Origin of the sequence: Methylomonas koyamae, assembly GCF_019669905.1 — a bacterium.
Taxonomy (GTDB): Bacteria; Pseudomonadota; Gammaproteobacteria; order Methylococcales; family Methylomonadaceae; genus Methylomonas; species Methylomonas koyamae.
The window spans coordinates 3,916,242-3,938,369 of record NZ_AP019777.1; the positions used below are offsets into that span (position 1 = coordinate 3,916,242).

A 22,128-nucleotide genomic window follows, 5' to 3' on the forward strand; every position below is an offset into this window, starting at 1 on the left:
GGAAAAGGGCCTGAAGCAACTGGGGAGCTGGAGCGGGATTTGGTGGTGGTAGGCCGATGACGGGGCTGCGGTTTTTTGCTATCGCTGTTTATGGGATGATTCGCGCCATAGCGCAGGTTTTGGTCCAAAGGAAATCCCATCAACGCATTTCAATTCGGAGTTCGTACCATGAGCGTTTTTACCCAACAAATTCTCGAAGATATTGAAAACCTACCGCCGGAAATGCAGGCGGAAGCCTTGGGCTTTGTACACTTTCTAAGATCCAAATGGATTAGAACCGAAGCGGCCTCGAAACTTCGAGCAAGCAATAGCGGCGAAGCGGTCGCCGTTATGGCGGAAATAGCGGCTAGAGCGACTGCATTTCAAGGCGTTGATACGCCGGAGGCTTGGCAAAGAGAAGTTCGCCAGGATAGGCCTCTGCCGGGAAGAGACTGATGCTGCTGGACAGCAATATCTTAATTTATGCAGTACTACCGCAATATGCGTCGTTGCGGCAATGGTTTGCCCAACAAGCAAACTTAGGCGTATCCGAAATCAGCCGCTTGGAAGTGCTTGGCTATCATCGGCTCACCGAGAAGAATAAACGGGATTTTCGACGGATGTTTAATACGTTGTTGGTCTATCCGATTTCCTCCGTCGTTATCGACTCAGCCATTCATTTACGTCAGCAACGCAAAATGTCGGTGGGCGATGCCAATCGCCGCGACAGCATTGGAAAACCGTCAAACGTTAGTGACCCGAAACATCCAGGATTTCGCTTGGGTGGAGGGATTGAAGGTGGTCAACCCGTTATCGGACTTGGATATTGAGGGTTGACCAGTCAAACCCGATAAGGCGCGCTAAATTACGGTGGCCGACAGGATTCTGCCGACGCAAGGAGGTGCATCGATCACGACTGTTGCGCCCCGCCATGAAATCGGAAGCGCCTAATATTTGCGAGGTTTTGTAGGGCGGGTTAGCGATAGCGTCATGCGCCGAATGCTTGAAGATCAACATACGGCGCAATACGGCTTACGCCTATTGACGCCCTACGGATTGCGAATTACGGTCTTTCGCAGGCTTGATTGACGTGATACGGACGCGGGGATATATTCCTTGTATATAGCATTCCGGAGACGCCCATGGCGACCAGTACCGTATTTACCAACAACCGCAGCCAAGCCGTGCGCCTGCCCGCCGACATGCGTTTTCCCGACAGCGTCAAAAAGGTTGAGGTTCGTGCCGTCGGGCAGGAACGCATCATTGCCCCGGCGGACGCGGCGTGGGACAGCTTTTTTCTCGATGGCCCGAGCGTCAGCGACGATTTTTTAAACGAACGCCCGAGCCAGCAGCAAGGCGAGCGCGAGAGTTTTTAAGCGCGCATGTTGAAATATCTGCTCGACACCAACATCGTCATCTATGTGATCAAACAACGGCCGATCGAAGTATTGGCGACCTTCAACCGGCATCACGGCCGCATGGCGATTTCCGCGATTACGCTGGCTGAGCTGATCCACGGCGCCGAAAAGAGCCAATTCCCCGCCCGCAACCTTGCTACGGTGGAAGACTTTTGCAGCCGTTTACAAGTATTGCCTTACACCGACAACGCCGCGATGCATTACGGCGGCATACGCGCGGCGTTGGAGAAAATCGGCCAGCCGATAGGTGTCAACGACCTGCACATCGCCGCTCATGCCCGCAGCCATGGCTTGATATTGGTCAGCAATAATCTGCGAGAATTCGAGCGAGTGCCGGGGTTGTTGATGGAGAATTGGTTGGAGTGATTTTTTAGCGCCCTCTCCTTGCGGGAGAGGGTTGGGGTGAGGGGATAAAATGTGTCGCTGGCGCGACGGCTTGATTTTGATGTCGGGTCTCGGCCCGACAGCCGAGATACTTTTCTTTGCTCCGCCAAAGAAAAGTATCCAAAAGAAAGGCGGCCCGGATGCCGCTTTCTCCCTGCGCTCCGAAGGATTTGAACGGGGTTTTCCGAAGGGGCATCCCAGCCCCTGCGGAAAACGCGATGCATCCTTGCATCGCCCCTGACGGGCAACGCCGCTCAAATCCTCCGGTGCTCGGCGCGGCAAAACGGGAGAAAACCCCGCCGCGAAATCGGAAAGCATCTAATATTTGCGAGTTTTGTAGGGTGCATTAGCGATAGCGTCATGCGCCGAATGCTTGGAGGCCAACATACGGCGCAATACGGCTACGCCTATTGACGCCCTACGGATTGCGTCTTACGGCCTTAATATTTATTCTTATACACAAGGAGCAAATGTGTCCCATATTAAAAAATTAGAATTTGGAAATTACACATTAAAGTTTGGCTCAGAAAAGGTATTGCTAGATTTATTTGATGAAGTGGTAATGCCATCTTTCTTCGAGATGAAATATATTAGGCGTCTCGAGGGAAAGTGCGATTACTTTTTTCTGGACACCAAGTTAGTTAAACTCAACAGCGACGAGAGCAATCCGGTAATTGGCATTTCTGGACGAATTGTCAAAAACACCAAATTGAAACGAGACCAAATTTTCAGACCCGAAGGCGGGTTAATCGAAGACAAGAGCGAACTGGAAACGGCACCAAGCTCAACCTTTCTTCTAATACTAAATAATCACAGACTTATACTGTGCAAAGAGGTCTCGGGCGGACCGACCATACAAAATTTTCAGAGCACTAGCGAATATTGCTTAAAGGCACGACATAAAGAATTTATAGACGAGCTATTTAATAAATTCAAAGAAGAACGAGACTTAAATCCAAACTTAGAGCGCATAACAAAATTATCTTTAATTGAAAAGAGTCCATATCCAAGCCTGAGAATTACTCCTTTATCCGACAAAGAAAGTTTAAAAACTTTTGTCTCTAGATTTGATCACATAGACAAGATAACAATTACACTACTTTCAACCAATAGCGAAGAAATTAATAACGATGACTTCTGGTCGGATTTTAGAAAAAAAGGCGAAGACATAAACAGTATTGCGGCTAAAGTCGAGTTCTCGAACTCAAAAAAAGGGCTCGATAATAACAGTGTATATACTCAAGCAATGTCTGCATCTAAGCTTGGAAACTCTGAAATTAAGTTAAAAGGCTATGACTCGCAAGGAGACACCATTAGAGGCACAAACGACGACTTTAGCCTAAGTGTCGATTTATTAGAGTTACCTAAAAAACCAGAAAAAGCTGCGACCGTAAAGTACAATCAATTTATGGCCTTAGCTGAGGCAGGAGTAATCACATTACCCGCAGTGCCGCAAAATATAATCGGCAAAATAAAAGAAATTTTTGGAAGGCTATAATATGCCATACAAATTTGATGACTCGTTGCTCACTAATGAAAAATCACTTTGGGACATTTACAAATCAGCCAGAAAAATACAACCAAATAAATTTCAGCTACTTTTGGTTTTATTAGTTATGCTCTTTCTTGGTATTAATGCATTCATCTTTGAAAGTAACGTGCCAATCATGTTGAGCGATGTACGCGTTTGGGCTGCAAATGGATTTAATTTCTCAATAACAACTCTTGGATTCTTAATAGCAGGATTTACTATTTTTGCGACCCTGTCTAAGCCAGAAATGATGCTTGCCATGATGGAGCATACAAACAAAGAAACAGGACTTCCAACGCTTAAATACAACTTCTTTACTTTCATGAATGTATTTATAGCCTATATAGCCCTCGCGTTGTTTTATCTGTTAATAATTCTGCTGGGACAGCCTCATGGATTTATGAGCAATTTTTTGGCGTTACTACCAGATGAAAGTTATTTTAAAGCTACGCTTATTAAAATCAGCTATGTTCTCGTTGGGACTAGTTTTGTTTATTTGCTACTACTTCTAAAATCATTCATATTTAACATCTATGCTATTGTGATGAATTTTCTTAGATGGGAATATCATGCAAACAATTAACTTGATGAAATACACGCCCTAATAGCCCGCATAGGAGTGCTGAGTGAATACGAAGCGCATCGGTCGCGAACGATGCGCCTCACGTTGTGAGGCACATCCTACGAAATTTTTTCCGATTTTCAGCCATCAATGAATGGTTGCGAAGTCAAATTGGCGATGGTTTTCTCCCCTGATGCCGCGCCGAGCACCGGAGGGTTTGGGCGGATCAGCCCGTTAGGGGCGATGCAAGGATGCATCGCGTTTTTCGCAGGGGCTGGGATGCCCCTTCGAAAAACCCCGTCCAAACCCTTCGGAGCACAGGATCAAAGCGGCATGGGGTGTCTTTTCTTTTGGGTACTTTTCTTTGGACAAGCAAAGAAAAGTACCTCGGCTGTCGGGCCGAGACCCGACATTTAAAAACGTCGTCGCGACAGCGACACCAAATAATCAATAGCTCTCAACCCCGGATTCCGCCCCGCTTCCCCCAAGCTACGCGTCAAACAAAAATATAACCATCACCTCATTCATAACGACTCCACAACCGCAAAACCTTGACCTGTTTTTTGCCGTTTAAAACTTGGTAAATCAAGCAGCCAGCGTAGCCTGGATGAAATGCAATGAAATCCAGGGAATACGGACTTCATCTCCGAATTCCGCCGCTACTTCCAGACTACATTCCCAATTTCGTCAAGACTGTTCGAACGGGTTTAATAAGTTGACCCCAAAACCGCGAAAGTCGGCCACGTTGCGGGTAACCACCGTCAGGCCGTGTATTCGGGCGGTAGCGGCGATCATTGCGTCTTCGTACAGCGTGTCCGAGGTCTTATGCATTAACTTGGCCCAACAGCGGAACACGGCGGCGTCCATCGCCAGCACTTGGTAAACGCCGGCGAGTAAATCCAGCCAGCGTTCGATTTGGCGGGCTTTTTCTTGATCTTGGTCGCGCGTCAATTCGATGCCGGCCTGAATTTCGCCGATGGTGACCGCGGAAATAAACAGTTGCCGGTCGTCGATGGCTTGTAACCAGGCGACCACGCCGCCGTGCGGTTTAGGTTTGCGCAGTTCCGATACGATATTGGTATCGAGCAAGTACATCGAATTAATCCGCTTCGGCGACCGGGCGGCGGCGGGCTCGGCCGCGCGCGGGCAATATCAATTCGGCGCGGGCTTCATCGGATAGCAGCAGTTGTTTCAACGAGGGTTGAGCGTTGGCTTGCAGACGGTTCCAGATTGCCACCGGCACTAGCACGGCGGTTTGTTTGCCGCGCTTGGTGACCATTTGTGGGCCGTCGTGTTGGCAAGCATCCAATAATTCGCTGAAGCGCGCTTTGGCATCTTGTACGGGCCAGGATTGCATAAACCACCTCTTCTGACTAACTGGCTGACCAGTATAGTAGCCAATCGGTTAAGGCTCAATCACGGAGAGGCCTGTTGTTAGCGGCCTGTGCCTATATGCAAGCAAGCCAAAAGCGACGGGCCACCGGCGAGACGCGATAGCTAAAACCGAAAAATTATCCCCAGCCCATTTGCAGCACAAACACTCCGCCTAACAAAGCGGTGGAACGAAGAAATGCACCACTCGCCCCCTCGTTTGCGTAACCGGGCCTGAGCGAATGGCAACGGATCGTCTTCACCCTGCACCGCTGCGCTTCCGGCAAGCGCCTGCAACATCACCAACCCTCCGGTAACCCGCGCGAAAAATTTGCCCACCGCCCGAATTCGGCGCATGATCCGGGCCGCACGCCACCCCATTCAGCCACCAGACCGGGCGCCGAGCGTACCGGCCGCAAATCCTGCAGCGAGGTTGTTATGTCATTGGGATATCACCGCTACATCAAAGGCCGCCTTGTGGTGCGGCAACGGCAATCGCCGGACGGCGACAGCATGCGTTTCATCGCCGACGACATGGCGCTGTTCAAGGGCCTGCCCCGCTTCGCCCGGCCCAGCGAGGCCGGCGGCGAGGAAAGCTACCAATTGCGCTTTCAAGCGATAGACTCGCCGGAACTGCATTACGGCGGCGCCGAACAACCGCACGGCCTGGAAAGCCGTAACGGCCTGCTGGAATGGCTGGGCGTCGATCCCGCCGGCTGGGACTGGGCCGTCGCTCCCAGCGGCTTTGCCTGGGAAACCGAGGCCGCGATATTGTGCGACGGCTTCGAGGGCCACGGCCGGCCGATTGCGTTTGTGTTGCCTCGGCAGAAAATCAAGGACGGCGCAGACGTAAAACTGACCAAGGCGCTACTCGGCAAAACCTACAACTACCACGCTGCCGCCAGCGGACTGGCCTATCTGGGCTTGTATTCTGGCGGCCTGTCCTTCGACACCCAAACCCGGCTAATTGCCGCCTACCAACAGGCCAAAACCGCACGGCTCGGCATCTGGCGCTTGGACCGTAGCAGACGCTTTACCGTCTCGACGCTGGACGACCTCGGCCCCGAAACCGGCGTGTTGGTGTATCCGAAAATCTTCCGTCGCTGCGTGGACGCGCTGCGCTGGGTCGGCGGAGAATTCGAACCCGGCCGCGACCTGGACAATTTCCTGGCCGAGCGTACCGGCGAAGACGACCAACTGTTGGTGCGCTCGATCTACGGCGGCCAGGTCAAAATCCGGCTCAGCCAAGTGCTGGAGCAGCTCAACAGCCAGATTAGAATTGAGTTGGATTTGAATACGGTGGAGTTCGTTTCCAAGTAAATCGGAATATCCAAACGATTTGGGACGGTGGCAGCTTGCTCCGGATCGGCCACCGGGCAATTGTTGACGCTGTCTCACCCCGTAGGCCGGAATAAGCACAAGCGTTTCCGGCACGCTTTGCGTCGGAAACACCTTCCGGCTGACTCCAGTCTACGGGAATTAGCATTCCTTACAAACCCGCCGCGACACCGCCAATCAAAGCGGTGCCGCGGTATTCGCCATTAGGCGTAGGTCGGCTGGAAGGCTTGCTCCGGATCGGCCACCGGGCAATTGTTGACGCTGTCCCAATACGGCGACAGCTTACGCAGGTTGGCGACGATGGTCGGCATCACTTTCAACACCTCGTCCACTTCGCTCATCGTGTTGTAACGCGAGAACGAGAAGCGGATCGTGCCGTGGGCGGCGGTGTAGGGAATGTCCATCGCCCTCATCACGTGCGACGGCTCCAGCGAGCCGGAAGTACAGGCCGAGCCGCTCGACGCAGCGATGCCGGCCTTGTTCAGCAGCATCAGGATCGCCTCGCCTTCGATGTATTCGAAAGCGATATCGGTGGTATTCGGCAAGCGGTTGTTCAGGTCGCCGGTGATGAAGCAGTGCGGAATCGCTTCGACGATGCCTTGCTCCAACTTGTCGCGCATGGCTTTGACCTGGGTGTTTTCGAATTCCATATGCTGCAGCGCCAGTTCGCAAGCCACGCCCAAGCCGACAATAGACGCGGAGTTCTCGGTGCCGGCCCGGCGGCCGCGTTCCTGGTGGCCGCCGCGCAATAACGGGCGAAAACGGGTGCCGCGGCGCAGATACAACACGCCGATACCTTTCGGCGCATGCAGTTTGTGACCGGACAGGCTCAACATGTCGATCTTGGTATCGGCCAGCATCATCGGAATCTTGCCGACCGCCTGCACCGCATCGGTATGGAACATCACGCCGGCGGCGTTGGCCATTTCGGCCATTTTCTCGACCGGGAAAATCGTGCCGGTTTCGTTGTTGGCCCACATCACCGAAACGATGGCGACGTTATCCGACAGCATGGCTTGGTAGGCTTCCAGATTGATCCGGCCACGCTTGTCCACCGGCAGGCGGTGGATGGTGTAGCCTTCTTTTTCCAGGTTGTCGACCAGATTCAAAATCGCCGGATGCTCGACCGCGGTGGTGATGATTTCCTTGCGGTTGGGCTGGCATTTGATCGCCGACAGAATCGCGGTCGAATCGGATTCGGTGCCGCACGAGGTAAAAATAATCTCCGAATCGTGCTCGGCGCCGAGCAATTCCTGCACCTGGCTGCGGGCTTTCTTGATCGCCCGCGCCACGCCGTCGGCGAAGCGGTGGATCGACGACGGGTTGCCGAAGTATTCGGTGAAATACGGGATCATCGCATCGACGACGGCCCTATCCACCTTGGTGGTGGCGTTATTGTCCAGATAGATATCAGGCATGGCCGGCCTCCTGGATATTGACCAATTTCGGCATCTGCGACGCCGGCACGACTTTGATGAACTCGCCCATCACTTCGATCAAACGCTGCTGGATTCCGGCAATCGTCATGGCCGACATTTGGCAACCGTTGCAGGCGCCGGTCATGTTGACGTAAGCGGTTTTATCGACCACTTCCACCAACTCGACATCGCCGCCGTCGGCCATCAATTGCGGCCGGAACGACATGATCACTTCCTCGATTTTCTTGATCCGCTGCAAGTTGGTCATCGGCCCTTTCTCGGCCACTACCGGCGCCGGTTTGGCGGCTGGCGCGGCGTTCGGATCGAAGCTTTCGCCGCGCTCTTTCAGGACTTTTTCCAGGATACCTTCGATATCTTCATGGCAGGAAGCGCAGCCGCCGCCGGCTTTGGTGAAGTTGGTGACGTCCTCGACGGTACGCAGCTTGTTGGCCCACACCATTTCCTCGATCATCGCCGCGTCGATACCGAAGCATTTGCAGATCAGCGCGCCTTCTTCGTGGTCGTCCTTCCATTCTTCGCCGCGGTAGTTGGCGACGGCGGCTTGCAACGCTTCCCGGCCCATTACCGAGCAGTGCATTTTTTCCGGCGGCAGGCCGTCCAGTTCGGCGGCGATATCCTGGTTGGTGACTTTCAAGGCTTGGTCCAAGGTCATGCCTTTGATGATTTCGGTCAACACGGAAGACGACGCAATCGCCGAACCGCAGCCGAAGGTTTGGAAGCCGGCGTCTTCGATCACTTCAGTGTCTTCGTTGACCTTCAAGGTCAAACGCAAGGCGTCGCCGCAACTGATGGAACCCACTTCGCCAATCGCATTGGCACCGGCGACCGCACCGGCATTTTTCGGGTTGAAGAAATGGTCTTTAACTTTTTCTGAATAATCCCACATGGCAATAACCTCGCAAACTTAAGAACAGGATTTAGGGGCGCCGCCGTTGTCGCCGGTGGTAAACGACGAGCCGCAGGCGCAGCTTTTCACCGCGTTGGGATTGGTAAATTTAAAGCCGGAACCTTCCAGGCTATCGACGAAATCGATAGACATGCCGTCCAACTTGGGCATGCTCAACGGGTCGACGAAGACTTTGACTTCGCCGCAGTCGATCACGGTATCGGCTTCGTTTTCTTTCGCTTCCAGGCGCAGGCCGTACGATAGGCCGGAACAGCCGCCGTCGGTCACTTCGATGCGCAAACCGCCGGTAGGCTTGTCGGAACTGCTGATAAAACGGCCCACGGCTTTGATGGCGCTTTCGGTTAATGTAATCATCTTCAACTCTCCTGAAACGGTTTGGCATTGATCTTGTAATCAGTTAAAGCAACCAGCATGCCATACGCGTTTTTTTCGGTTAACGCGCTGAAATTAATGGGGTTGCGGCTGCCGGCCAACTATCCGCGGCGAGCCGTTTCCCAACAATGCATCGGACTTTGTCGGCTTTGCTACAAAACATTCACAGGAGAAAATGTATGAACGTAGAAGATCTGGATTTGGGCGACGTGGTGTACGCGGCGCACGAGATTATCGACGACGGCAGCATGCCGGAAGGCGAGGAAGGTGCGGTATTGGCCGAAGCCGGCGCCCGCGGCGTGATCGTGATGAAGGGCCACGTCGAGGAAGACCCGGCGTTGACGGTGTTTCTGGTGCGGTTCGAAGACCGCGAGCTGAATCTGGGCCGGCCGATCGGTTGCTGGACCGAGGACTTGGTGGCGCCGGATATGGAACCGGTAACGACGCATTGACCCGGCGCCGGCAAACCGGCCGCAGACCGGGTATAGTCATACCCGCAACGCCGGCAGCCCCGGCCTCATTTAATACCGTATGAAATGGCTATGAGCGACGATTCCGGCGCGGTACTCGATTACCACCAGCGCACCAAACACCAACTGAACGGCTACGCCAAGGGCCCGGCCTCGCTGGATTGGGACGACCAGCCCAGTCCGTTCCGCCGCTTCGACGGCTGCGAAACCGTGGCGCTGCCGCAGCCGGGCGCGGAACTGGACTGCCGCTACGCCGATCTGGACCGGCCGGCAACGATCCCGGCCCAGCCATTGACGCTGGCCAACGTCGGCCTGCTGCTGGAGTTGTCTTTCGGCTTATCGGCCTGGAAGCAATTCGGCCCCGACCGCTGGGCCTTGCGTTGCAATCCGTCCAGCGGCAATCTGCACCCGACCGAAGCCTATCTGCTTTGCACCGATCCGGGACTATTGGCGGCCGGCGTTTACCACTACGTCAGCCACGACCACCATCTGGAACGGCGTTGCCGGTTCGATGCTGCGGATTTGCCGGCGGGCTTGTATGTTGGCTTGTCGTCCATCCACTGGCGGGAAGCTTGGAAATACGGCGAACGCGCCTTCCGTTACTGCCAGCACGACATCGGCCATGCCCTGGCAGCGTTGAGTTATGCCGCCGCTGGCCTGGGCTGGCGCGTCGAACTGCTCAGCGAGGCCGGCGACGCCGAGATCGGCGCCTGGCTGGGCTTGGATCGCGCCGCGGATTTCGTTGCCGACGAGCGCGAGACGCCGGACCTGTTTTGCCGGATCGATACCGGCGCCGGCGCCGAGGGCGAATTTTCCGGTCCGGCATTGTCGCAATCTTTACAAAGCGGCGAATGGTTCGGCAGCGCCAAGCGTTTGAGCGGGCGCCACTTTTACCGCTGGCCGATCATCGACCAAGTGGCCGAACATACCCTAAAACCGCCAACGCCGGCCGAACGGCTTACCCTGCCGGCCCTGGAATTGGCGCCGCCCAGCCAGAATCCGGCGGCCAGCCGCTTGATCCGCCAGCGGCGCAGCGCGCAACATTTCAACGGCAAATCGGCGCCGCTGCCGCTGGCCGACTTTTATCGAATCTTCGCCGCACTGCTCCCCGCTGCCAAGCCGCCGTTCACGGCCTGGAACTGGCCGGCGCAGGTACATATCGTCTTGTTCGTGCACCGGGTCGACGGCATCGAGCCGGGCTTGTATTTCCTGCCGCGCAGTGCGGAAGCCGCCGACCGAATCCGCCCCGCCTGTGCCGCCGACTACGTCTGGCAGCGCGTCGATGCGCCGTTCGAGCTTTACCGGCTGCAAGCCGGCAACGTGCGCCAGGCGGCGAAAACCTTGTCCTGCCACCAACCGATTGCCAGCGACAGCGCCTTCAGCCTGGGCATGCTGGCCCGCTTCGCCGACAACGTCTCGGCCGAGGCTTGGCGTTACCGACGGCTGTTTTGGGAGTGCGGACTATTGGGGCAGATTCTGTATCTGGAAGCGGAAGCGGCCGGCGTGCGCGGCACCGGCATCGGTTGTTTCTTCGACGATGCGGTACACGGCGTGCTGGGCTTGCAGGACCAAACCTGGCAAAGCCTGTACCATTTCACGGTCGGCGAGCCGCTGGAGGATAACCGGCTACAGACGCTGCCGGCCTATGCGCATCTGGCGCAATCGGCGTCGCCTGCGCCCGAAAACGGATAGAGCGTCCGGGAAATATTTCGCGGCCAAGCCGGTCGATAGCGATTAGAATCGTCGGCTTAATTTCGTCCACCGTCGCAGGCACCCTATGAGCATCGCAGCCAACATCATCCGCTTCGCCATCAAAATAACGCCCAACTCGCTGATCGTTTGGGTCGCCAACCACGTCATGAAAGGCATCGCCGAATTGACCCAGTTCAATTTCGATTTGGATGCGCGCAAGGTTTACGTGCAGAGCCGTTTGTACGGCGAGGATTTCACGATAGACGTGGTGTTGGAGGATTTTGCCGTGTTCAACGACGGCGAAAGCTACCGCTTCATTCTGCACAGCGCGCGCTCCGACCGGCCCTGGTTGCAGAACATCCTGACCAAATTCGTCGGCAAGGCCTGGAAAATTCCGGCGTTGCCCGGTTTCGCCAAACCGCTGGAATTGATGGCCGAAGTGTTCGCAGCCCGCCCGCCGGTCCTGGAAGCGATCGTGCACGACAGTTCCGCCGAGTAATCCCCCCACCGCGCGCCGGGCCCGCTCGCGGCCGGCGCGCCATCGCTTACCCGCGAGCGGCTTACCCCGGCGCCGCTCCAATCCGTTATACACATCCTTGTCCGCTAAGCGCCATCTTGCCGGAATAGACGAAACCCTAACCGCGTAGCGCATCCAGGCGGCAAGGCTACCGTCCATGGCGCTGGATGCCCGCGTCCGGCGGGCACGACGGTACTATGATGCCGCCGCTCCCGCCCTATTCGCCCCAGACCGCCAACGCTCCGCAGCAACAGCAGGCAAACGGCCTTGCCTGCTATCACGATTTCAACCCGCCAACAAGCCGTCTATTCCACGCTAAACCTATTTCTTAGTCCATCGCCGCCCGACTCGATCGAACGGACAATTGCAATCGTCGATTTATTATGTTTGACAATCGTCAAATCGGGACTACCATAACCAAGCGCGACACTGCGGATTAAATCGTTGTCAAGGGGGAAACATGAATACCATCGCTTGGCTCAAAAAATTTATCCGGCTTCTGCCGGCCTGCTTCACATTGGTTCTTGCCGCAGTACCTCAGAGTGATGCCGATAGCGGTATTAGCGGCGGATCATTCAATCCACCACTTACGCCAATTGCTAACGGTAGCCTAGGCCAGCAAGCCGTGTATCGGGCTATATCCGCCGCTTGCTTTACTGCTAATCCCCTAGGCGCCTTATGCGGCAGCGGCAACTCATCAGACTTAGCCGCTCAGCAACTATCGCCTCAGGCCTCGATGCAAGCCGACTCGATCGCGATTTCGTCTCCGTACGATTTCGTCAAGAAAATCAACAATCGCATTCAACGCATAAACGATTGCGACGATACCAATAAATCGGCCAAAAGCCGGGAAGACTGCCGAAAAAAAGGTAACGGTAGCGGAGACAGCAGTAACATCGGCCCGTTCGGCATTTCGATCAGCGGCGGCGGCGGCTTCGGCGACCGCAACGACGCCGGCGGCCAAACCGGCTTCGACATTAATACCCAACACGCGAACGCCATTCTGGATTACCGGTTCGACGAGCAATTTGCCGGCGGCCTGTCTTTGGGCTATCTGCACGCCGACCGGGACTTGAATTTCAATAGTGGCTATTTGAACTCCGATGCCTACCGAGTCGCTCCGTTTTTGGTTTACTCGCCATCCGCTAAAAGCTACGTCAGCCTTCTGGCCGGCTATAGCCGGCTGGAGTTCGATTCCCTGCGCAATGTCAACGCCGGACTCGCTGACAATTCCATATCGATTAGCGGTGCGGCGGCCAGCTACGGCGCGGACCAGTTTTTCACCAGTCTCGGCACCGGTTACGTTGAGCAAATGGAATGGTTCAATTTACGCGGGTTCATTCGCGGTGATTACAGCCATACCGAAATCGACGGTTACCAGGAAACCGGCGGCATCATGAGCAGCACCGGTAGCGCGACGATCAGCATGAACGGCCAAACCATAGATTCGTTTACCACCACGGTCGGTGCCGAAATCAGCCGCGCCTTTACCGTGCCTAGCTTATACACCGTATTCATACCGCGTTTCCGGGCCGAATGGGTGCACGAATTCGAAAACCGCAGCCGGCAAATCGACGCTTCTTTAGCAGGCATTCCGTTGATAGGGCTGGCGACGGCAGCACCGGAACGCAACTGGCTCAACCTGGCCACCGGCCTGCAAATGCAGCTGCCGCAAGACATCGTCGCCTTCATCGACTACGAAGCCTTATTGATCGAAAACGGCAGCAACCAGATCGTCTCCGGCGGCGTAAAAATTCGGTTTTAAGCCTGAACCGCGGGCCGGGTCGGAATCGGCACCAAGCCGCCGGCCGGAGCCCTGCCGACAATAACAAAGGTCCGGTAAGCCGTTACCGGCCACTAAATCGAGCGTCAACGCTGCAGGGGGAATCATGCGCAACCAAGCCATTCGGCCGGCCGAGCCACGGGCCGGCAAATCGAAATCTGCCGCCTTGGCAATATTCCGACACACCGCTGCGCCCAAAATGTTACTGCCGCTGGCGCTGATATTCGGCATCGCCGGCTGTGCCACCCAACCCCAGGAATGGGCCGAAGACGAAGAAAAAATCACGGCCGGCATTTTCCTGGAACCCGAAGAAAGGGCAGTTTTGCCGCCCGGCATGGAACTGCGGCCGATTTACGACAAGGGCCTGGACCTGACCAAATTCATGGAAGGTTTCAGAAGCCTGCCCTACCATGACGTGGCCCACTTTTGCACCATCGGTTACGGCCACTTGATCAAGCAAGCCCGCTGCAACGGCAGCGAACCGGCCGAATTCCGCAACGGCATCAGCGAACCGCGCGGCTCGGAAATATTGGTTAACGATATGGAGCAAGCGCAAATTGCGGTGCTGACCAAAACCAAAGTGCCGTTGTCCGAAGGCCAATACGCCGCGCTGTGCGATTTCGTCTACAACGTCGGCACCGGCAACTTTGCCAAATCGACGCTGTTATCGGCGGTCAACAAGCAGCAATTCGACCGGGTACCAGCCCAATTCCGCCGCTGGAGTAAAGCCAACGGCCGGGTCATCAAGGGCTTGAAGATCCGCAACGAGAAACGGATCGATCTGTTTTTCGACGGCATCGGCGTGCCGCGCGCCCTGCCGGAAGCCGAGGCGGAATTACCGGAAATCGATATTCGCGTCGGCGAAACCCGGCAGTAACTCCACTTTTCATTCAACGCTTGCACTGCGCCGCGATAACGCGGGTTAGGAGAATCCCATGGCAACCACCCATTTCAAATGGCTGATCTTAGCCGCCGTTACCGCACTGGCCGGCTGCGACCTGTTTCCGTCCTGGATCAACGTCACGGTGAATTTCAGAGACGCCAAAACCATCAAACCCGACGATCCGGTCGAATTCAACGGCGCCGTGATCGGCAAAGTCAGCGGCTTAACCCCGATCAGCAACGGCGTGACCGTTGCGCTGGCGCTGGAAAAAGCCAAAGCCGCACCGGTACAAGCCAATGCCCAGGCCGCTATCGCCGTCGAGCCGCCGCCGGCCAAAATCGTCATCAGCAACCCGCCGGAATCGGCACCGCCCGTCGTTGACGGCGGCGTACTGACGGCGCTGGAACCGAGAACCGGATTCGACGCGATTTTGGGGGCGATTTCCAACGTGAAACAAGCGGTCAGCCAAGCCGCCAAAGACTTCGGCGACTATTTCAAAGACGCCAACCAGGAATGGGCCGACTCGAAACAGAAAATGAACGAGTCGCTGGCGGCATGGCAGCAGGACGCACAAACCACCGAAACCGAAATCCGCGAACGCTACCAAAAACTGGTTCAGGAGATGGAAGCGATCCGCGGCGAAGCCGGCGAGCAAAGCAAACAGATATTTCAAGATTACGACGAGATCGAAAAGGAATTGCTGACCAAGCAGCAAGCGCTGCGCGAGCAAGGCCAAGCCAAAGCCGCCGAAGCGCTGCAAACCTTCCGCGACGAACTTAAACACAACGTCGACAAGTTGAAATAAGCCGATGCCGGGCGCCTGCCCGGCACAGCCGCCGACCACCGTTTTTGCCGGGAGTCACACCATGAAACGCTGCAACCGCCTCGGGTTCGGGATTTGTTACGGCCTGCTGGGCTTAGCCCTGGCGCCGGCAAGCCCATGCCAAGCCGCGATCCCACAGCTTCCGGGCTGCGCCATCGAGCAAACCACGGAAACCGGCGGCATCCGAAAACTGGCCGTCGTCGTCGGCGTCGGCCAATACATTTCCGACAAGGTGCCGGATCTGGCCGGCCCGCCGGAAGACGCCCGCCGCATGCTGGAAATATTGTCCGGCAAGAACGGTTACGGCTTCCCGAAAGAAAACGTCTGCCTGCTGCTGGACGACCAGGCCACGCTGCAAAATCTGCAGGACGCGTTCGACAATTTTTTGTTGCCGCGTTTGAAAGAACAGGACATCGTCGTGTTCTATTACGCCGGCCACGGCTCGCAAACCGCCGATAAAAACGGCGACGAACCCGACGGCCAGGACGAAACCTTGGTCTTGCACGATTCGCGTACCGAACAGAACGGCCGCAAACTCGGCGATTTCATCGACGACCGCTTGAACGGCCTACTGGCCAAGGTCTATAAAAAAAGCAACAACGTCACCGTCATTCTCGACTCATGCAATTCCGGCACCGCAACCCGCGGCGACCGGGAAACCATGGTGGCCCGCTTCGTCGAGCCGGCTGCCGATCCGGTCGAAGACCTGCTAGCCGAGGGCGTCGGCGACGGTGCTGGCGAACTAGCGCCGGAATCGATGCCGAATCTGATCGCGCTGACCGCGGCCAGCGACGGCACCAGCGCGCTGGAGCAAGGCGGACGCGGCGTCTTTACCGACGCGCTGCTGCAGGTGCTCGGCCAGGGTAGCAGCCAAGCTCTGACTTACGCCCAGGCCGCCCGCCAAATCCCGGCCCTGGTCGCCGCCCGCAGTTACCAAATTCCCTATTTCCAAGGCAACCTGGAGCGGCCGGTGTTCGGCAATAGCTTGCGCACGGCGCCGGTGGCCTGGGAAGTCACCGAATTGGGGCCGCCGCTGACGCTGGCCGGACCGCCGTTGCCGGGCCTGGGCGCAGGTGCCGAACTCAGAATTTACGACGGCGCGCTGAGCGGCGCCGATACCCGCGATCCGGCCAAAGCCAAGGCCAGCGTGGTGCTCGACAGCCTGACCGGCTTGACGGCGACAGCCAATGTCGTCGGCAAAAATGCATCGGCTGCCGCAATGGCGGTCGGCGACATCGCCGTGCCGGTACGTCCGGCCGACGACTACGTGCGCATCAATGTCCGCATCAAACCCGAATCCGAACCCGGCGGCGTGCCGCCGGACCGTGCCGCCGCGATCAAACAAGCGATAACCGACGATCCGGATGCCAAATCTCTGCTCAACGTAAGCGACGGTTCCGGCGACTTCGAATTGAGTTTGACCTCCGACGGTTTATTGCAACTGAAAGGCCCGGAAAACCGGGTGCGCAACGTGTTCGGCCAGGATAGCGACGCCGCCCACAACCTGTGGCAGCACGCCCGCCAAAAAGGTTTGCTGCAATTGCGCGGCGAAGGCGGCAGCGAGTTTAGCGACAACCAGAGCCTGCAAGTCGAAGTGGTTCCGTCGGCCAGACAAGACGACTGCGCCAAAGGCGTTTGGGAGGCGGCCGCGCCGAATGCCGACCAAATCATGCCTTTGTGCCACCGCTGGAACGTCAAAGTTACGCTGGACAAGAACGCTCCCGCGCCGCTGCTGGTCGGCGGCGTGGTGTTATCCACCGACGGCAGCAGCTACGGTTTTCCGGCCGACGGCCGCCGCGAACTATTGAAACCGGGCGAGTCGACCACGTTCAACGCCAGCGGCGAAACCTTCCGCGCCGGTTTGCCGCTGGACGTTTGGGACCAATTGATCGTGTTCGGCACCAAGGAAAAAAATCCGGTGCGCTGGGACTTGTTGACGCAGAGCGCGCGCACCCGCGCCGCGGACCCGGCTAAAACCGGTTTATATCGGGCGCTGGACCGCTTTCTGACCGGTACCCGCGGCCAGGCGCTGGATAGCGACAGTGCGGAAGATACGACCTGGACCTTGAGCAAAATCAAATTACGGGTCGAGGCCAATTCCCGCTTTCAAAAATCCGGCGACCGCGGCCTGGCCGGGTTCAGCCGGACCCGCGAATTCACGATCCCGCATTTCGACATTCGCCCTTACCTGCCCGACGACAACCAAACCGCACTGTACAAAGTCCTGCAAAAAGCCGACTGGCTGGCGCAAGCGGCCGCCGGCGACGGCTTCGGTTACAAAGGCCACGCCTGGAACGCGGCAAGCGATCTGGACAATTTGAAACGCGGCATCGATTGCTCGCGGGCAATCTGGTTTGCCTTCACCCGCGCCGGCCTGCCCTATAACGCCGGCGACAAATACCTGAACACGGCCGATATGGTCAAATCCGCCAGCCCGCTGGCCCAGCATTTCGAACGCTGCGACAGCGAACCGCTGCAAACCGGCGACCTGTTGGTCTACCGCGATCCGACACGCGGCGACGGCCACGTGGTGATGGTGGTCGATCCGCAAAAACGCATCGCCTGGGGCTCGCACGGCTACGACGGTAACGCCAAGGAACTGAAAGTCAAACCCGATATCGGCGTGGAATACCAGTTAATCAAATACAAAAAAGACTGGGAGCGCTGGGACCGCAAAACCATGCGGCAAAAGGCTTGCTGGCGCTACCGCAAATTCGGCGAGGAAGCCCGCAGCGCCCGCGGCCTGCCCGGCATCAAAGCCCTGGCCAAAGCCTGCGACATCAAGAGCCGCTGCGGCAACTGAACGGACCAGAACCATGAGCCCCAGCCCACTCTCTCTCGACCGGCGCAGCTTTCTGAAATACGCCGCCGCGCTTGCCGCGTATGCCGGCAACGTCGCGCTATGGGGCTGGCAGACGGCAATGGCCGACGCGCTCGACGCGGCCGGATCGCTACCCTTGGCTTCCATCGTCTACGCCGAATTCAAAGACGATTTCGCTCAAGCCAGAGCGCAAGCGGAAAGCCAAACCGCCGCCGCCAGGCAAGTAGCCGATCCGCAGCGGCTGGCCGACGCTTTGCTGGCGTTGGGCGTCGTCAGGTTGTTGCAAGGCGAACCGGCCGCGGCCGCCGCCCATTTCCGCGAACTGGAAACCTTGCTGCCGGCCGATCCGCTGCGCCAACTGCGCGCCGCCACCTTTACCGAGATGGCCGCTTACCAACAATACAACCACTTTCCGAACGACAGCGGCGGCAGCGTCGCGGATATGGAAACCACCCAAACTCAACGTTTCATGGCGCTATTGGCGGAAACCGGAAAACGTAAAGCGGCACTGCGTGCCCAAGTTTCGGCGCAGCCGGCTTTGCAGGAAAACGCCTTCGTCGGCGAAGAGCTGGACGGCATCAAATCGTTGCAATCGACGCTGGATTCGGCGGCCACGCTACCGATGAGCCCACAACAACGCGTGCAACTGCTCAACCAAGTCGTAGGAATGCTGACGTCGGCCGCGGACAGCCAAACCGCTTACCCGCCGGCATGGCACGCCGCGGCCTTGCGTAACCGGGCCGATCTCTACCGCCGCGGCGGCGACCGCCAAACGGCCTTGGTTTATCTGGAGCAAGCCAAACAACGTTATTTACAGATCGGCGATAAAGCCGGCGCCGGCGCTTGCTGGCTGGCCGAAGGCGACGCCTATGCCGCGCCGTTATCGTCGCCGCTGGTGTTCAACGCCGCGCTGAACCCGCCGCCCAACGCCGAAAGCAGCCTGTCATCCTCGGTAATGGATCGGGAACTGGACCGTTCCACCGTCGATAGCCGGCGGGCGGCCGAAGCTTATAGCGAAGCCGAGGCTTTATATGCCGCCGCCGGCGACTGTCCCCGCGCCGAAGCCGCATTGGCATTGCGCCGTTCCTATCTGGCCGGGTTGGCAAACGGCACGGCCGATGCCTTGGCCAAGGCGCGTAGCGCAACCGAACAATTTCAAGCTGCCGGCGACTTTTACGGTTATTGGACCGCCGCCGCGCATTCGGCATTACTGAAAATCGCCGACGGCCAAGTACCGGAAGCGCGCGACGTGGCCGCCGGCATCGGCGAGTGGGGTAAGACCGCCGGTTCGTTCAGTTACGCGCTGGGCCTGGGCTTTATGCACAGCCGCATCGGCTGGCACTGGCTGTTGCGCGATGCCGATTTCGAACGCGCGCTGGCCTGCTTTCGTTTGGCGGAAGCGCTTCATGCCGGTTTGGGTTCGACGCCGCGGCAGGCGCAAAGCATCATGGACCAAGGCTACGTGATGCGTAAGCTGGGCGAACGCGATGCCGCCGTCGTCAAACTGGAACAGGCAGTGGCATTGCAATCGGCGGCGCAAACTTCGGCCGCGCTCGATGCCAATGCGCCGTTGCGCTTGCTGCTGTCGCTGCACGGGCTGTGGCAAGCCTATCTGGACGGAATGGATGCCGACGGTATGGAAAGAATCGCCGGCAAACTGCAAAGCCAAATCGAGTGGCTGAAAACCCATCCGGCGGCCGACATCCCGGGCGGCAACCTGTTGGTGACGCAACTGGGCCAGGAAGCCATCGAATACACCCGAGTCAACGCCCCGTGTTACCGGGCAGTCAGCGCGCGCAACGCCGGCGACCGGGCCGAAGCGGAGCGTCAGTTTGCCGCGGCGCTGGCGGCCGCCAAAAACACAGCCGGCCATCACCGCGACTTTCAATTGGCTATTGTCCATGCCCAGCGCAAAGACTATCCGGCCGCCGCCGCTGCCTACCGCCGCTATTTGCCGCAGCAGAACGCGGCCTCGCCGCTGAGCCAAACCATCGAATCTCTGGCAGCGCAATTAGGCAGCGAAGCGCTCGTTGCCAACGCCCAACAACAATGGCGCTACAGCCAGCAACAGGCCGCGAGTTTTTTCTGCGCGGTCAAGGCTTACGCCGACGCGGCCAGCCACCTGCGCCAACTGGAAAACCGCTTCGGCGCAAACTGGTGGCAAAGCGAAGATAAGCCCTGGGAAAGCCTGCAAACCTACGGCGAGGTGGCCGAAGGCTTGCAGAATTATCCGGAAGCCGCCGCCCACTACGCGCAAGCGCTGGACCATTTCGAACGTTCCCGGCAATTGCTGCGGCGGGATAACTTCAAAACCGCCTTATCGTCCGGCTCCAGCTCGCAATACCTGTATTTTTTGCCGGCCAGAAACGCTCTGAAACTGGCAGCGCTGCAACCGGCGGCGGCCAGCGAACATCAACAAACCGCCTACCGCTATGCCGAACGCGGCAAAGCCCGCGCACTGCTGGATTTGATGGCCGGCGGCGCCAACCGCACCGACGCGGTTGGCGACGAAAGCGTCCGTCTCTGGCTGCAGGACGCGGCCAAATTAGCGACCTGGGGTAGCCTACTGGCCGCCGAGCGCGGCGCGCAAACGCCGGATGCCGGCCGGATTTCCTATCTGGAACAAAAAATTGCCGCGGCGGAAACTCAATTACGCCAGACCGAAACCCAACTGGCCGCAACCAGCCCGAATTTCTACCGCTCGGTCAACCGCCAGGCGCCAATCGCCGACGTCGGCCAAATAGCCGGATTGCTGCCGGCCGGCACAGCCTTGCTGCAATACGCCTTTCTCGGCGACGACCTGTTGGCCTGGGCCATAGGCAGCCAAGGCCTGCTGGCGGCGGAGCGGCAACAGTTCAACGCCAAGCAATTGGACTTATTAGTCCGCGACTTCCATACGGCCTGCGAACACCGTGGCGATTACCGGCAATCCGGCGAGCAACTCAGCGCACTGCTGCTAAAACCGTTTGCGGCGGCGCTGGCCGAGCACAGCCAACTGCTGATTGTCCCCTACGGCACGACCCACGGCCTGCCGTTCCATGCTCTGCCCTGGCAAGACCGGCCGCTGATCGCCAGCCACCGCGTGTCCTATCTGCCCAGCGCCAGCATCCTGCAGTTTCTGGCCCAGCCCGGTAACAGTCCCAAAGCGGAAGCGGCGGTATTGGCAGTCGGCAATCCGTCGAATATGGCCTACCAAGCGCCGTTTGCCGAGACCGCTACAGCGCAACCGGCGCTGCCGGCGGCGGCCACCGAAGCGGCCTACATCGCCAGCTTATTCGACAAAAGCCAAGAGCTGATCGGGCCGGAGGCGACGCTGGCGGCGGTAAGGCAGGCCTTACCCGATTGCAATGTGCTGCACTTTGCCACCCACGGCATCTTGGCGGAAACCGCGCCGCTGCTGTCGTCGATACTGCTGGCCGACGGCGCCGCCTTGACGGTGCAGGATTTGATCGGCTTACGCTTGAACGCCGATTTGGTGGTGTTGAGCGCCTGCCGCACCGGCCAGGGCAAAACCGCCGGCGGCGACGATGTGCTGGGTTTCAGCCGCGGCTTGCTGGCGGCCGGTGCCCGCGCCGCAATCGTCAGCCTGTGGCCGGTGGACGATTTGGCGACCAGCTTGCTGATGGCCGAGTTTTACCGTCAGCTAAAGGCCGGTGCCGCGCCTGGCCTAGCGCTGCAGGCCGCGCAAAATTATTTACAGGCACTCGAACCCGAGGCGATTAAAACCGGCCGGCTCAAGGCGTTAAGCAGCCGCGGCGTATCCGTCGACAGCGACGCCGCGCCGGCCGATTACCGCCACCCGTACTACTGGGCGCCTTTCGTGCTGGTCGGCTGACAT

Annotated in this window: 20 protein-coding genes; 15 read left to right on the forward strand and 5 right to left on the reverse strand. The window is 57.8% G+C overall.

Annotation, left to right across the window (positions count from 1 at the left end; translation table 11 throughout):
• The first annotated feature begins 168 nt into the window (after positions 1–168).
• From MKFW12EY_RS17555 to MKFW12EY_RS17580, 6 genes are all read left to right on the forward strand, one after another.
• Entirely contained in the window at positions 169–435 is a 267-nt protein-coding gene (locus MKFW12EY_RS17555) for a hypothetical protein (protein ID WP_054761995.1), read from the forward strand.
• A complete protein-coding gene (locus MKFW12EY_RS17560) occupies positions 435–809 on the forward strand; it encodes a type II toxin-antitoxin system VapC family toxin (RefSeq protein ID WP_221053480.1) in 375 nt (124 codons plus the stop codon). The genes MKFW12EY_RS17555 and MKFW12EY_RS17560 overlap by 1 nt, the downstream gene beginning before the upstream one ends.
• Positions 810–1,121: 312 nt before the next feature.
• Positions 1,122–1,355, forward strand: a complete 234-nt coding sequence (gene vapB / locus MKFW12EY_RS17565) for a type II toxin-antitoxin system VapB family antitoxin (protein WP_054761998.1) — start codon at positions 1,122–1,124, stop codon at positions 1,353–1,355.
• A 6-nt stretch (positions 1,356–1,361) separates the two neighbouring features.
• Positions 1,362–1,763: a type II toxin-antitoxin system tRNA(fMet)-specific endonuclease VapC gene (gene vapC / locus MKFW12EY_RS17570; RefSeq protein WP_054762000.1), complete on the forward strand. Its 402-nt coding sequence runs from the start codon at positions 1,362–1,364 to the stop codon at positions 1,761–1,763.
• A gap of 490 nt (positions 1,764–2,253) precedes the next feature.
• Positions 2,254–3,279 carry a hypothetical protein gene (locus MKFW12EY_RS17575; protein WP_221053481.1) on the forward strand — a complete coding sequence of 342 codons (1,026 nt, stop codon included), beginning with the start codon at positions 2,254–2,256 and terminating at the stop codon, positions 3,277–3,279.
• 1 nt (position 3,280) lies between these two features.
• On the forward strand, positions 3,281–3,895 hold the full coding sequence (locus MKFW12EY_RS17580) for a hypothetical protein (protein WP_054762002.1): 615 nt from the start codon (positions 3,281–3,283) through the stop codon (positions 3,893–3,895).
• Between the two features lie 666 nt (positions 3,896–4,561).
• Here the strand turns inward: MKFW12EY_RS17580 and MKFW12EY_RS17585 are convergent.
• Positions 4,562–4,969 carry a type II toxin-antitoxin system VapC family toxin gene (locus MKFW12EY_RS17585; protein ID WP_054762005.1) on the reverse strand — a complete coding sequence of 136 codons (408 nt, stop codon included), beginning with the start codon at positions 4,967–4,969 and terminating at the stop codon, positions 4,562–4,564.
• A gap of 4 nt (positions 4,970–4,973) precedes the next feature.
• Positions 4,974–5,231, reverse strand: a complete 258-nt coding sequence (locus MKFW12EY_RS17590; RefSeq protein ID WP_054762008.1) for a type II toxin-antitoxin system Phd/YefM family antitoxin — start codon at positions 5,229–5,231, stop codon at positions 4,974–4,976.
• 452 nt (positions 5,232–5,683) lie between these two features.
• Here MKFW12EY_RS17590 and MKFW12EY_RS17595 point away from each other — a divergent pair, with 452 nt between their 5' ends.
• The gene (locus MKFW12EY_RS17595; RefSeq protein ID WP_221053482.1) at positions 5,684–6,565 is read left to right on the forward strand and encodes a hypothetical protein; all 882 of its coding nucleotides are present in this window, start codon (positions 5,684–5,686) and stop codon (positions 6,563–6,565) included.
• Between the two features lie 221 nt (positions 6,566–6,786).
• Here MKFW12EY_RS17595 and nifS read toward each other — a convergent pair whose 3' ends face one another.
• The 3 genes from nifS to MKFW12EY_RS17610 are packed head-to-tail and all read right to left on the reverse strand — an operon-like array spanning position 6,787 to position 9,283.
• Positions 6,787–8,001 carry a cysteine desulfurase NifS gene (gene nifS, locus MKFW12EY_RS17600; RefSeq protein WP_054762014.1) on the reverse strand — a complete coding sequence of 405 codons (1,215 nt, stop codon included), beginning with the start codon at positions 7,999–8,001 and terminating at the stop codon, positions 6,787–6,789.
• The gene (gene nifU, locus MKFW12EY_RS17605; protein WP_221053483.1) at positions 7,994–8,908 is read right to left on the reverse strand and encodes a Fe-S cluster assembly protein NifU; all 915 of its coding nucleotides are present in this window, start codon (positions 8,906–8,908) and stop codon (positions 7,994–7,996) included. Before nifU ends, nifS begins: the two co-directional genes overlap by 8 nt.
• 18 nt (positions 8,909–8,926) lie before the next feature.
• Positions 8,927–9,283: a HesB/IscA family protein gene (locus tag MKFW12EY_RS17610; protein ID WP_064022646.1), complete on the reverse strand. Its 357-nt coding sequence runs from the start codon at positions 9,281–9,283 to the stop codon at positions 8,927–8,929.
• 197 nt (positions 9,284–9,480) lie between these two features.
• Between MKFW12EY_RS17610 and MKFW12EY_RS17615 the strand changes: the two genes are divergently transcribed.
• From MKFW12EY_RS17615 to MKFW12EY_RS17650, 8 genes are all read left to right on the forward strand, one after another.
• Positions 9,481–9,753 (forward strand): nitrogen fixation protein NifZ, encoded by a 273-nt coding sequence (locus MKFW12EY_RS17615; RefSeq protein WP_054762009.1) that lies wholly within the window; start codon positions 9,481–9,483, stop codon positions 9,751–9,753.
• 90 nt (positions 9,754–9,843) lie between these two features.
• Positions 9,844–11,463 (forward strand): SagB/ThcOx family dehydrogenase, encoded by a 1,620-nt coding sequence (locus MKFW12EY_RS17620; protein ID WP_221053484.1) that lies wholly within the window; start codon positions 9,844–9,846, stop codon positions 11,461–11,463.
• A gap of 85 nt (positions 11,464–11,548) precedes the next feature.
• The gene (locus tag MKFW12EY_RS17625; protein WP_054762011.1) at positions 11,549–11,962 is read left to right on the forward strand and encodes a hypothetical protein; all 414 of its coding nucleotides are present in this window, start codon (positions 11,549–11,551) and stop codon (positions 11,960–11,962) included.
• Between the two features lie 754 nt (positions 11,963–12,716).
• Positions 12,717–13,745: an autotransporter outer membrane beta-barrel domain-containing protein gene (locus MKFW12EY_RS17630; RefSeq protein ID WP_221053485.1), complete on the forward strand. Its 1,029-nt coding sequence runs from the start codon at positions 12,717–12,719 to the stop codon at positions 13,743–13,745.
• A gap of 124 nt (positions 13,746–13,869) precedes the next feature.
• On the forward strand, positions 13,870–14,640 hold the full coding sequence (locus MKFW12EY_RS17635; RefSeq protein ID WP_054763652.1) for a lysozyme: 771 nt from the start codon (positions 13,870–13,872) through the stop codon (positions 14,638–14,640).
• A gap of 58 nt (positions 14,641–14,698) precedes the next feature.
• Positions 14,699–15,451, forward strand: coding sequence for an MlaD family protein (locus MKFW12EY_RS17640; protein ID WP_054763651.1), 753 nt, complete (start codon positions 14,699–14,701; stop codon positions 15,449–15,451).
• A gap of 61 nt (positions 15,452–15,512) precedes the next feature.
• On the forward strand, positions 15,513–18,272 hold the full coding sequence (locus tag MKFW12EY_RS17645) for a caspase family protein (RefSeq protein WP_221053486.1): 2,760 nt from the start codon (positions 15,513–15,515) through the stop codon (positions 18,270–18,272).
• Between the two features lie 13 nt (positions 18,273–18,285).
• A complete protein-coding gene (locus MKFW12EY_RS17650; RefSeq protein WP_221053487.1) occupies positions 18,286–22,125 on the forward strand; it encodes a CHAT domain-containing protein in 3,840 nt (1,279 codons plus the stop codon).
• Positions 22,126–22,128: the final 3 nt, after the last annotated feature.